10 protein-coding genes are annotated in these 12,547 nt (G+C 62.4%); 5 read left to right on the forward strand and 5 right to left on the reverse strand.

From position 1 onward, the window contains the following. Window positions 1–183 precede the first annotated feature (183 nt). Together VUN82_03655 and VUN82_03660 are read left to right on the forward strand one after the other, a co-directional pair. Window positions 184–1,404, forward strand: coding sequence for an ROK family protein (locus tag VUN82_03655; GenBank protein ID XAS72965.1), 1,221 nt, complete (start codon window positions 184–186; stop codon window positions 1,402–1,404). A gap of 85 nt (window positions 1,405–1,489) precedes the next feature. Beyond that, window positions 1,490–2,683: an MFS transporter gene (locus tag VUN82_03660; protein XAS72966.1), complete on the forward strand. Its 1,194-nt coding sequence runs from the start codon at window positions 1,490–1,492 to the stop codon at window positions 2,681–2,683. A gap of 457 nt (window positions 2,684–3,140) precedes the next feature. Here VUN82_03660 and aceB read toward each other — a convergent pair whose 3' ends face one another. Next, a complete protein-coding gene (gene aceB / locus VUN82_03665; protein XAS72967.1) occupies window positions 3,141–4,793 on the reverse strand; it encodes a malate synthase A in 1,653 nt (550 codons plus the stop codon). Window positions 4,794–5,032: 239 nt separating this feature from the next. Then, window positions 5,033–6,355, reverse strand: a complete 1,323-nt coding sequence (aceA, locus tag VUN82_03670; GenBank protein ID XAS72968.1) for an isocitrate lyase — start codon at window positions 6,353–6,355, stop codon at window positions 5,033–5,035. Window positions 6,356–6,509: 154 nt separating this feature from the next. Here aceA and VUN82_03675 point away from each other — a divergent pair, with 154 nt between their 5' ends. Beyond that, on the forward strand, window positions 6,510–8,024 hold the full coding sequence (locus tag VUN82_03675) for a helix-turn-helix domain-containing protein (protein XAS72969.1): 1,515 nt from the start codon (window positions 6,510–6,512) through the stop codon (window positions 8,022–8,024). 167 nt (window positions 8,025–8,191) lie between these two features. On the opposite strand, the gene VUN82_03680 is transcribed toward VUN82_03675, so the two are convergent. Next, window positions 8,192–9,079: an SDR family NAD(P)-dependent oxidoreductase gene (locus VUN82_03680; protein XAS72970.1), complete on the reverse strand. Its 888-nt coding sequence runs from the start codon at window positions 9,077–9,079 to the stop codon at window positions 8,192–8,194. Window positions 9,080–9,156: 77 nt separating this feature from the next. Here VUN82_03680 and VUN82_03685 point away from each other — a divergent pair, with 77 nt between their 5' ends. Then, entirely contained in the window at window positions 9,157–9,651 is a 495-nt protein-coding gene (locus VUN82_03685; GenBank protein ID XAS72971.1) for a MarR family transcriptional regulator, read from the forward strand. A 194-nt stretch (window positions 9,652–9,845) separates the two neighbouring features. On the opposite strand, the gene VUN82_03690 is transcribed toward VUN82_03685, so the two are convergent. After that, window positions 9,846–10,460 (reverse strand): TetR/AcrR family transcriptional regulator, encoded by a 615-nt coding sequence (locus VUN82_03690; protein ID XAS72972.1) that lies wholly within the window; start codon window positions 10,458–10,460, stop codon window positions 9,846–9,848. A gap of 309 nt (window positions 10,461–10,769) precedes the next feature. Here VUN82_03690 and VUN82_03695 point away from each other — a divergent pair, with 309 nt between their 5' ends. Continuing rightward, window positions 10,770–11,699: a cytochrome b/b6 domain-containing protein gene (locus VUN82_03695; GenBank protein XAS72973.1), complete on the forward strand. Its 930-nt coding sequence runs from the start codon at window positions 10,770–10,772 to the stop codon at window positions 11,697–11,699. Here the strand turns inward: VUN82_03695 and VUN82_03700 are convergent. Next, window positions 11,696–12,538 carry a hydroxymethylpyrimidine/phosphomethylpyrimidine kinase gene (locus tag VUN82_03700; GenBank protein XAS72974.1) on the reverse strand — a complete coding sequence of 281 codons (843 nt, stop codon included), beginning with the start codon at window positions 12,536–12,538 and terminating at the stop codon, window positions 11,696–11,698. The genes VUN82_03695 and VUN82_03700 overlap by 4 nt on opposite strands. Window positions 12,539–12,547: the final 9 nt, after the last annotated feature.

The following is a 12,547-nucleotide window of genomic DNA, read 5'->3' on the forward strand; positions in this document are numbered from 1 at the left end:
TGTCTCTCCTCGTCGTTGTGGGTGGAGGCAAATTGATGCCGTTGATTTCCGGCATTCAAGGGGATTGATGTGCTGCTCCTCACAACCTAGGGGGACTTTTGCCGAGCGTCAAGCAAAAGTTGAAATATGGCCGACAAACTTCTGCCGCATGACACGCATAAGCAATCGTGCTTCACTAATGGCATGACCTCAGCACCCGGACACCACGGCGGAAAAGACGCCCCCGCGCAGGACGCCGGTAACCTTTCACGTGCCGGGGACCTCTTCCAGCTCCTGCGGGACGGCCAAGCCCGGACCCGTGCTGAACTTGCCCTCACCACAGGACTCGCCCGCTCCACCGTCGCCTCCCGCATTGACGCCCTGATCGGATCCGGCCTCGTAGGGCCCGCCGGGGAGGCCACATCAAGTGGCGGAAGGCCGCCGTCGCGCTTTGCCTTCAACCCCGCCGCCCGCGTGGTCCTGGCCGTCGACGTCGGAGCGACCCACGTGATTGTGGCCGTCACCGACCTTGGTGGAAGTGTCCTGGCCGAACGCAGGCTGACGCAGGAAGTCGCCGCGGGTCCTGATGTTGTCCTTGGCCAGGTCATCAACGCCGGACGTGCGCTGCTGACCGAAGCCGGTCGTGAACTTGGCGACCTCGCCGGCATTGGCATCGGACTGCCCGGCCCCGTGGAACACGCGACCGGACGGCCGGTCAAGCCGCCCATCATGCCTGGCTGGGACGGATTCGACGTCGTTCCTTATGTCCAGCGCTCGCTGCCGGTTCCCGTGCTGGTGGACAACGACGTCAACATCATGGCGCTCGGCGAACGCACGGCATACTGGCCCGACCACGAGAATTTCCTGTTCATCAAAGTGGCCACTGGCATCGGCGCAGGCATCATCAGCAGTGGTCAGCTACAGCGCGGCGCCAATGGCACTGCCGGCGACCTCGGCCACGTACGGGTGCCCCGTGGCGACGACGTCCTCTGCCGCTGCGGCAACTACGGGTGCCTCGAAGCGCTCGCCTCAGGTCCCGCCGTCGCCCGCCAGCTCAAGGCTCAAGGTCTCGAAGCCGCCACGGGCGCAGATGTCCTACGGCTGGTGGGCGAAGGAAATTTGCAGGCCATCCAGGCGCTGCGGCAGGCGGGACGGGACGTCGGCGATGTGCTGGCCACCGTGGTTAACCTGCTCAATCCGTCCATGATTATCATCGGCGGCAGCGTGGGAGAGGCCGGCGAACACCTCGTTGCCGGCATTCGCGAGGTTGTCTACCGTCGTTCACTGCCGTTGGCCACTACGCACCTTCGGATCGGTATTTCCATGGCCGGTGATCGCGCCGCAATCCTGGGCGCCAGCCAGATGGTGACGCAGTACGTGCTCTCGCCGGCAGTGATTGAAGCCACGCTCCAAGCCACGGGATAGAGGCCTTTTGTGACGGGATGGCCGGTGAGGGCGTGATAGCAATGAAGGTGATGAAAACGTTTCCCGCAGCCCTCCCGCGCACAGCATGAACCAGTTCCTCGCCAAAGTTCCAAGGGGTTGGTTGATCCTCGCGTGCATCGGCCTGATCGCGCTCAACATGCGCGGGCCGTTCGTAGCAGTGGCCCCCGTGGTGGGTTCGCTGCAGGCCGACCTGGGATTCTCACCTGTTGAACTCGGCCTGTTGACCGGCATCCCTGTGCTCTGTTTTTCGCTGGCCTCGCCGTTGGCCTCCTTGGCTGGCCGGCGCCTCGGTGCCGAATTCGCGGTGATGCTTACGCTGCTTGGCGTACTGGCCGGCGTCGTGATCCGGTCCAGCGGCGGTGGCGTGCCGGTGATGGTGGGGACGGTCATCATTGGCGTGGCTATTACGATCGGCAATATCGCCGTGCCGCTCATCATCCGCCGGGACTTTGCCCCACGGCGCCAAGCCACCGCGATGGGCGTCTATACGGCCGCCTTGAATATCGGATCGTTCCTTACATCCGTGGCTACTGCGCCGCTCGCTGAATGGTTGGGCTGGCGGCTTTCCCTGGCCGCGAGTGCCCTTCTGGCGTTGGCAGCCATCCTGTTCTGGATCCCGACTGTTGGATTCCGGCGCGCGCTGGTTCCGGCTGCGGTTCCTGCGCCCGATCGCTCTGCATCCGCTGCGGTTGCTGGAGTGGGCTGGCTCACCGTGGGCCTGACGATTGGCTTCGCGGGCCAGGCGTTCTCCTACTACGGCATCACGGCGTGGCTGCCGACCTTCCTGTCCGACGAGCTCGGCATGGGCGCCGCCGAGGCCGGAGCCGGATCATCACTGTTCCAGATCTTCGCGATAGTGGGCGGGCTGGGCGTGCCACTCTTGGCCCGCTTTGCGAGTACGACGACGGTGGCCGTCACCTTGAGTGCGTTATGGCTGACGGTTCCCGTGGGCTTGCTGCTGGCACCCGGTTTGTGGTGGATGTGGTCTTCGATGGGCGGCGTTGCGCAGGGTGGCGGCATCACGGTCGTGTTCATCGCCATCATCAAGTTCGCGCACTCCCAGGCGGCCGCGGGGAAGATGTCCGCAGTTGTGCAGGGTGTGGGCTACTTGGTTGCAGCCTTGGCGCCAACGGTCATCGGCTACGTCCACGCTGTGTCCAGCGGCTGGACCGTGCCGCTGCTGGTGATCCTGGGTTCGGTGCTCGCGTTCTGCGTGTGCATTACATTGTCCGTGCGCTGGGTGGCCCGGCAGCGGTAGGTGCGGGCCGGCGTCGGGGTGTGCCGTGGTGTTGCGCCCGTTTCGGGGGTGCGCTGCGGAATGTGCCGTGCGCACGGCATGGTGTGCAGCGGATCATCGAAATGGAACGAGCTGGCAGCGGTAGGTGGGGGCCGCCGTCGTGGTGTGTCCGATGCGCTTGCCCGTTTCGGGGGCTGGCTGCGCATTAGACGGTAGGAAGCGTCTTGTGTGCAGCAAGCCATCGAATGGGTCGGCCTTTCGCCGTGCCTGCCCGATTCGGGGGTGCGCTGCCGAACGTGCCGTGCGCACGGCATGGTGCGCAGCCAACCATCGAAACGGAGCGAGCGAACCGTCGAGGTGGCATGGAGAAGCCCCGCTGCTGGGCTGCCTCCCCGACCATCGGGGTCACTTGTTGCGAAGAGTGCAGGCAGCCCAGCGTCGGGGCTTGGTTTGTCGCTACCTTTTCAGGTCAGTAGCCCTAGGCGGCGACGAGTTCCTCTTCCGTGGCCTCTTCTCGGGCCTCGGTGAGGAAACGGGCGTAGGCCGGGATGGTCAGGAAGGTGGGGAATTCCTCGGCCAGGGTGACTTCTTCGAAGATGGCGCGGGCGTCGGCGAAGCGGTCTCCGTCGAAGCGTTCCAGCCGGGCGAATTCCTCGTCCAGCATGTCCTGAACCCATTCTCGGCTGATGATGTCGCCGTGATCGGTGATGGCGTGTGAGTGGATCCACTGCCAGAGCTGGGACCGGGAGATCTCGGCGGTGGCGGCGTCTTCCATGAGGTTGTGGATGGCCACGGCTCCGTTGCCGCGGAGCCAGGACTCGATGTAGCGGATGCCTACTTCGATGTTCAGGCGTACGCCGGCTTCGGTGATGGTTCCCTCGGTGCTGGCGATGTCGATCAGGGCGCGGTCGTCGGGGGTGACGTCCTCGCGGGAGCGCTCCAGCTGGTTGGGGCGGTCGCCGAGAACTGAGTCAAAAACTTCGCGGCAGACCGGCACGAGATCCGGGTGGGCCACCCATGAACCGTCGAAGCCGTCGTTGGCTTCACGGGTTTTGTCCGCACGGACCTTCTCGAACGATGCCTGGTTGGCGGCTTCGTCCTTGCGGTTGGGAACAGCGGCAGCCATCCCACCGATCGCCATGGCCCCGCGGCGGTGGCAGGCCCGCACGAGTTGTTCGGTGTAGGCACGCATGAACGGCTGGGTCATGGTCACCTGGCCGCGGTCCGGGAGCACGAAACGCGGTCCGCGGGTGCGGAAGTTCTTGATCAGGGAGAAGATGTAGTCCCAGCGACCGGCATTCAGGCCCGAGGCGTGATCGCGGAGTTCGTACAGGATCTCCTCCATCTCAAACGCGGCCGTGATGGTTTCGATCAGGACCGTGGCGCGGATGGTGCCCTGCGGAATGCCTAGCAGGTCCTGCGCCAGGACGAAGATGTCGTTCCACAGGCGAGCTTCGAGGTGGTTCTCGATCTTAGGCAGGTAGAAGTACGGTCCCTTGCCTTGGGCCAGCAGGCGGCGGGCGTTGTGGAAGAAGAACAGCCCGAAGTCCACGATGCCACCGGCGATCGGCTTTCCGTCGATCAGCATGTGCTTCTCGGGAAGGTGCCAGCCACGCGGACGGACCACGATGGTGGGCAGGTCCTCGGCAGCCTTGAGCTTGTACTCCTTGCCCTCCGGGGACGTGAAATCAATGCGACGCTCCAAAGCATCGGTCAGGTTCAGCTGGCCCTGGATGACGTTGCGCCACGTCGGCGTCGAGGAGTCTTCCATGTCAGCGAGCCAGACCTTCGCACCCGAGTTCAGGGCGTTGATGGTCATCTTCTTGTCCACCGGACCCGTGATCTCCACGCGGCGGTCCTCCAAACCCGGAGCCGGCGGAGCAACGCGCCAGGAAGGATCGTTGCGGATGCCCTCGGTCTGCGGGAGGAAACGGGGATCCTGGCCGGAAGAAATCTGGTTCCGGCGGGCATGCCGGGCCTGCATCAGCTCCTGACGACGATCGGCCGTAGCCCGGTGCAACTTGCCGATGAACTCAAGGGCGTCCGGCGTCAAAACCTCGTTCTGACGGCAAATGGGCTGAGCCGTGATCGTGATGCCATTAATAGTGAAGTTGTCAGTGAAGCTGTTCATTTCAAAACTCCTAAGAAAAGGTTCGACGGCGGCACTTGCCTGGGTTGGTGGGGCCGGGAAGAGAAATCCTCCGCGTGCTATTCCCCGTCCCGGCCGCATGGCCTCGCGGGGCTCGGCCGACGTCCGGGACAGGGCCCCTTTTACGCACGCTTCCGGATTCCCCTTCCCGGCCGATGGCGGTGAGTGCCGCCGTCGTGCCCTGTGGTGAGCGAAGCGAACAGCTCACCTGGGCGTGTTGGTTAATGGAACTGGCCCTCTTCGGTCGATCCGACCAATGCGAGGGTGGATGCGTTCGGGTTGAGCGCAGTAGCGATATCGTCGAAGTAGCCGGTGCCGACTTCGCGCTGGTGCTTGGTGGCGGTGTAGCCGCGGGACTCGGAGGCGAATTCCTTTTCCTGGAGTTCGACGTAGGCGCTCATGCCTTCACGGGCGTAGCCGTGGGCGAGATCGAACATCGAGTAGTTCAGGGCGTGGAAGCCGGCCAGGGTGATGAACTGGAACGTGAAGCCCATGGCACCGAGTTCGCGCTGGAACTTGGCGATGGTGGTGTCGTCCAGGTGCTTGCGCCAGTTGAAGGACGGGGAGCAGTTGTAGGAGAGCATCTGGTCTGGGAAGTCGGCCTTGACCGATTCGGCGAACTTGCGGGCAAGCTCCAGGTCCGGGGTGCCCGTCTCCATCCAGATGAGGTCGGAGTACGGCGCGTAGGCCTTGGCGCGGGCGATGCAGGGTTCGATGCCGTTGCGGACCTTGTAGAAGCCCTCGGCCGTACGTTCACCAGTGATGAATTCCTGGTCGCGCTCGTCGACGTCGGAGGTGATTAGCGTTGCTGCTTCGGCGTCGGTGCGGGCGATAACGACGGTTGGAGTGCCGGCGACGTCGGCCGCGAGGCGGGCTGCGTTGAGGGTCCGGATGTGCTGCTGGGTGGGGATCAGGACCTTGCCGCCCAGGTGGCCGCACTTCTTTTCCGATGCCAGCTGGTCTTCCCAGTGAACACCCGAAGCTCCGGCGGTGATCATGGACTTCATGAGTTCGTAGGCGTTGAGCGGGCCACCGAAGCCGGCTTCGGCGTCGGCGACGATCGGGACGAGCCAGTCTTCAACCGTCTTGGCGCCCTCGGCGTATTCGATCTGGTCTGCGCGGAGCAGCGCGTTGTTGATGCGGCGGACAACCTGGGGTACCGAGTTGGCCGGGTACAGGGACTGGTCCGGGTAGGTCTGGCCCGAGAGGTTTGCATCAGCGGCGACCTGCCATCCGGAAAGGTAGATGGCGCGGAGGCCGGCCTTGACCTGCTGAACGGCCTGGTTGCCGGTCAAGGCACCGAGGGCGTTGGTGTAGCCGCCGGTGGGAGCTTCCTCGGTCAGCTGCTTCCAGAGCTTTTCCGAACCGCGACGGGCCAGGGTGTGCTCTTCGGAGACGCGACCACGGAGGCGGACAACGTCGGTGGCCGAGTAATCACGGGTGACGCCTTCCCAACGCGGGTTGGCGGACCATTCAAGTTCCAGCGCTGCTGCCTGCTGCTCTGCAGTCTGTGCCGATTCTGCTGGTTCAAATGATGCGGTCATTGCATTCTCCTAATATCCAAGCGGGGCTCCCCGGGCCGGCCTCCGCTGCGCCGTTGCTGCATCGGCCGGCTCACCCGGGGTCTGTATTTCCTTTTCGTAAGACCTACTTTTCTGCACTTACAACAGGCTTTCTAGAGGAAAACTATGGAAAGAAATGCACTTCTTCGCGTATTCTCAAGAAATGTCCCCTGTGAGCTGGAATCGCGAAGTCGCGCCGCCGTCGTCGTCCACGACGTCCCCCGAACTGGACGTCATTAGCCTCGGCCGCCGCGTGCGCCATCTGCGCAAGCAAGCCGGCCTGACGCTGGACGACTTGAGTGCCGCCGTCGGGACTGCGCCAAGCCAGTTAAGCCTGATCGAAAACGGTAAACGCGAACCCAAATTGGGACTCCTTCAGCAGCTTGCCGCGGCCCTCAACGTGAGCATCGATCAGCTTCTGGGGGCCGAGCCGCCCAGCCGCCGCGCGGCCCTGGAAATCGAGCTGGAACGATACCAACGTGGACCCCTGTACGAGTCGCTGAATCTGCCGAAAATCCGCATCAGCTCGCGGCTTCCGCTGGATGTGCTGGAGTCGCAAGTGGGGCTGCTTCAGGAGCTCGAGCGCAAGCTAAATGAGCAGGTCGCGACGCCGGAAGAAGCGCGCCGCGCGAACGGCGAGTTGCGTGCCATGATGCGCGAGCGCGGTAACTATTTCCCGGAGTATGAGGCCGAGGCACAGAAGGTGCTCAAAGGGGTCGGCTACACCACTGGGCCGCTCAGCCAGCATGTCATTGCGGACATCGCGGAGAACCTCGGATTTTCGTTGCACCACGTGGGCGATTTGCCCCATTCCACACGGTCCGTGACGGATTTGAAGAACCGCAGAATTTACCTAACGCAGAACCAGCGCCAGGATCACGATCCGCGTTCGGTGCTGCTGCAGGCGCTTGGCCATTATGTCCTGGGGCATGAAACTCCGCGGAACTACGGCGATTTTCTGGCACAGCGAGTGGCCACCAACTACTTCGCCGCGGCTCTGCTGTTGCCCGAGCATGCCACCGTTGAATTCCTCCAAAAAGCCAAGGCAGCGAAAGAAATCGCTGTGGAGGACATCCGCGACGCCTTCGCTGTGTCCTACGAGACCGCCGCCCACCGCTTCACCAACCTGGCCACCAAGCACCTGGGCATCACCACGCACTTCCAGAAGACACACCAGTCAGGCATCATCTACAAGGCCTACGAGAACGACGGCGTGACCTTTCCGCAGGATCACACGGGCGCCATCGAGGGGCAGCCGTCGTGCAAGGCCTGGACGTCGCGGGCAGTGTTCGACGTGCCGGACAAGTTCAGCGCGTACAGCCAATACACGGACACGCCCTCCGGTACTTACTGGTGCACGGCCAGGACCGAGCGCTCTGCCGCTGGTGAGTTTTCCTTGAGTATTGGGGTGCCGTATAAGCATGTGAAATGGTTCCGTGGGCGCGAGACCACTGCCCGTGCTACCTCGACCTGCCCTGACCCGAACTGCTGCAAGCGGCCACCTGCCTCACTCGCGAACGAGTGGTCCGGCAACGCCTGGCCGTCGGCGCGGGCTCATTCGCATCTGCTGGCTGCCATGCCTCCGGGTGCGTTCCCCGGCGTGGACGAGACCGAGGTGTACAGCTTCCTGGCGGCCCACTCCGAGCGCTGATGCTCTCTCACGTCCTGCCTGCTTTTCCCCGATGCTCGGTCACATCCTGCGGGTTTTTCCCCGATGCTCGGTCACATCCTGCGGGTTTTTCCCCGATGCTCGGTCACATCCTGCGGGTTTTTCCCCGATGCTCGGTCACTTCCCGACCGTTTTGGCGGGATGTTCTCTCACCTGCTGGCGACATCACCGTCACGTGATGCGGCAAGCAACTGCTCGGTGTGCTCCCATAGCTGCCTGCACAAGTTTGGATCATCTGCCGGGTGAACTGGCGTGAGGCGCTTCGTGTTCCGCCTTGTGTAGTAGCCGCCGCTTATTCCTGAGAATGTGGAGTCGCTGGCCAGTTTGATGATGAGGCCTGCGCCGCGTTCGGGATCCCCAATATGAAGATGAGCGAGGATCTTCTCCAGCAGGGGGGCGAACCTGAGTTCCCGCCCTAGGCCCGTAACGTTGAAACCAGGGTCTACGCAGTTGGCACTGACTCCGGTCCACTCCAGACGTCGGGCCAATTCCAACGTGAACATGATGTCCAAAAGTTTGCTTTTCCCATACACCGCAGAAGAGCCTCGCGCGGAAAAAGGGGCAGTATCGGTGAGATCCCCAGGGAGAGCCAGGGATCCATGCCGACGTGACGCCTCCGAGGCGACATTCACGATCCGGGCATTCGGTGTGGCTTTGAGGGAGGGAAGCAGTGCCTGCGTAAGTATCCACGGTGCCAAGTAGTTGACGGCCATCATCTCCGGAAACCCATCCGCCGTGATGCGCTGCTCGAAGGCGTGGAGGCCAGCGTTGTTTATCAGGACGTCGATCTGGTGGTACCGCTCTGCCATCTGACGGCCGACGCGTCGGACATCTCCCGTGCGCGAGAAGTCCGCTGTGAAGAAATCCACTGAAGTCCCAGGTGCCGAGAGTTCGATTTCGGCCGAGACTGCCGCAGCGCGCTCGGCATCCCGGGTAGTCAGCGCCAGACGGGCGCCCCGTCTGGCCAATTCGATGGCTACGATGCGGCCCAAGCCGCTTGTTGCTCCTGTCATGACAATCAGAGGTGTGGAACGCAAAGGTTTCTCCTTCGGCAGGGCTTCGAGGCGGCTGGGATATAGTGGGGATTTCCTAACCATAAGGAGTTAATGGGGAAATGTCCATCAGTTCCAGTGTTCCCAACGACGACAAGAATTCAGGCCGCCGCGATCTCGAACTCGCCCTCGGCTCAGAATTGAGCGCCCTTCTGAGCGCATCAAGGGTTCTTACCGAGCGGAGTGCTGCGGCATTTCACCCGGATCTCCAGCCTGCTGCGTTTCACCTCGCTCGATGGCTCTTCTCTTACGGGCCGGCAAAGCCAAGCACCCTGGCAGAGTCCGTTGGGATGGACCGAAGTTCCACCAGCAGCCTGATCCGGTCCATGAAAGCACTCAACCTGCTCAAGGGCACGCCCGACCCCAGTGACAAGAGAGCCGTCATCGTGTCGCTCACTTCTGAAGGAGAGGCCCGGGTAAAGAAAGCCCTGGATTTGCGTGGAACTTCGTTTTTCGACCGAATCAAGGACTGGAACGACACCGACGTCGAGACCCTCGCCAGACTACTCCACGCCTTTAATCACCCATCCGGCAAGAGCTCAGCAGAAGATTGGTAGCGCTCGCTATAGGAGTGATGTGAGAGAGCATCGGCCGGAACGGGGCGGGATGTGAGAGAGCACCGGCCGCAACGGGCCGGGATGTGAGAGAGCACCGGCCGCAACGGGCCGGGATGTGAGAGAGCGTCCGGGAGAAGGCATCAGGATGTGAGATAGCGTCCGGGAAAAGGCATCAGGATGTGAGAGAACGTCGGCTAGTGAACCAGTCGCGCCACGAGCACTGCCGCAGCCTCAACGACGTCGTCGGCCTGCCGCTTGGATGAACTCAAGGCGACCTCGTGTCCGGCCAGAGTAATCATGTCCGTGATGACAGCGACCGTGAGCTTTCCCAGGGTGTCGTCGCTGGCTCCCAGCAGCACGGAGTTTTGCCGGACCCACTCGCGTCCACGTTCACGTCGCAGTACCTCGAATCCCGGGGGAGTGTCGCCCTCGATGAACACCCGCTCCAATGCGCGGTGTGTCCAGGTGTAGTCGAAGTAGCTGCGGCTGCCCACGTTGAACAGTGCCAACGGATCGTTTTCGCCTGACTTCCTGGCCTTTGCTACAGCCGCGGCGACGAGCCTCTCATGTTCATTTTGATAGTCGTCCCAGAGCGCCAGGAAGAGTTCGGTCTTGCCGCCGAAATGGTGATAGAGGCTGCCAACACTTGACCCGGAACGGGCTACGACGTCGGAAATGCTGGCATCGGTGAAGCCGTGCTCACAGAAAACTTCCCTGGCCGCATCCAGGAGGTTTCTTCGGGTGGCGGCTGTCCGGGTCCATTGCCACGAGCCGGCATGGACTGCCGCGTCGGAGGTTTTGCGAACCAAGGATGCTCCCTTCGCCGCGACATGCTGTTTGCCGGAGTGTCGTCGGGCTTCTTTCTGGAATCGTACCTTCACCGGATCTGAAAGTTACAGCAATCAAACCCCTTGACCGTCAATCAAGTAAAGGAAACAATCTTAGAAGCTCGTTCTAGAAATATGTGTTGCGGTATGTATCCGAATGCTGCGATTTTTGACGTCAAACGCCCCGAAACCCGGGTGCCGTTTTCACCGTCGCGCTGCAACTGGTTGAATCGCTATGAGAGAGCGCCAACTGGTCGCACGCCAAACAAAGCCAGAGAGGAACGCGGCCTGATGTCCGTTTCAAGCAAGTCGTCCGGGATCACGTCGAACAGGTGGTTCAAACCCGTCGTCGTTACCGCCATAGCTTTGGTGGTGGCGCTGGTCCTGGTGCTTATCGCGCAGTGGCTCCGGACGATGCAACCCGTCCAGCAGTTCCTGGTGGACTACCCCGGACACTCAGCGATCCCCGAAGGCACCCCCACAGGCTTCCCGGCCTGGCTCGGCTGGCAGCACTTCCTGAACATGTTCTTCCTGGTCCTGATCATCCGCTCTGGGTGGCAGGTCCGGACCACCACAAGGCCGCCGGCGTATTGGACCCGGAACAACAAAGGCTTCATCAAGACCAAGAACGCACCGGGCAAGATCAGCCTTGATCTCTGGTTTCACCTCACGCTGGATGCCTTGTGGGTGTTGAATGGCATCATTTTCATCGTCCTGCTGTTCGCGACCGGCCAATGGCTGCGGATCATCCCCACCAACTGGGACGTCTTCCCCAACGCTCTTTCCGCAGCACTGCAGTACGCCTCGCTGAACTGGCCCATTGAAAACGGCTGGAACAACTACAACAGCCTTCAGCTCCTGACGTACTTCGTCACCGTCTTCATCGCCGCCCCGCTGGCCATCATCACGGGCTTGCGGATGTCCGGTGCGTGGCCGAAAAAGGCGGCGATCAACAAGTACTACCCGATCGAGCTCGCCCGCCAGGTCCACTTCCCGGTGATGATCTACTTCGTGGCGTTCGTGATCGTCCACGTCACCTTGGTCCTGGCCACCGGCGCGCTGAACAACCTGAACCACATGTACGCCTCGAACAACGATTACAGCTGGTGGGGCTTCGGCATTTTCGCCGCCTCAATCGTCTTCACGGCGGCCGCCTGGTTCCTTGCCCGCCCGCTGTTCCTGCGACCGGTCGCCTCGCTGATGGGCAAGGTCTCGCGCTAGCGGGGTCCGCCCTGCCATAGGGCATCAAACGGAGCACCCGAGGACACGCGGTTCTTGATGCCGGCTGTTACGAACGCCTTGGCGGTGCGGGCAGCTTCCAGTGGCGTGACGCCCTTGGCCAATTCAGCAGTCACGGCAGCAGCCAGGGAGCAACCGGCACCCGACACAGCCACGTCGCCAACCTTAGGACTGCGCAGGACTTCCAGCGTCTCGCCGTCGTAGTAAACGTCGACGGCGTCAGGGCCTTCCAGCCGCACCCCACCCTTGGCGAGGACTGCTGCGCCGCTGATCTCGTGAATGCGAATGGCAGCGGCTTTCAACGATTCTTCGTCCGTGATGCTCAGTCCGGACAATGACTCGGCCTCGAAGTGATTCGGGGTGACGAAGGTAGCCAGAGGCAGGATCTGCGCTTTCAAGGCCTGGTCAGTATCCAAGGCGTGGCCCGGCTCCTGTCCCTTGCAGATCAGGACAGGGTCAAGGACCACATTCGCGAAAGAGCCGCCGGCCAACGCCTTCTCCACTGTGCTGATGGTTGCCGGGCTGCCGAGCATGCCAATCTTCACCGTGTCCAAAACCGAGGGGGCGCCGGAAGCGGGACCGTAGGCCGCCGTCGTCGCTTCCAATTGGTCGGCGATGACCTCCTGGTCAACCGGCACGAAGCGGTGGTTCCAGCTGTCCTGGGGGTTGAAGGAAACGATGCATGTGAGGTTCGCGATGCCGAAAACCCCCAGTTCCTGGAAGGTCTTGAGGTCGGCCTGCGCGCCGGCGCCGCCGGTCGCTTCGGAGCCGGCGATGGTCAGTGCAATGGCAGGGGCAACGGCTGAAGTCATGTCTTCCATCTTGCCAGC

The sequence above is a fragment of the Micrococcaceae bacterium Sec5.1 genome, from assembly GCA_039636795.1.
In the GTDB taxonomy this organism is placed as follows: domain Bacteria; phylum Actinomycetota; class Actinomycetes; order Actinomycetales; family Micrococcaceae; genus Arthrobacter.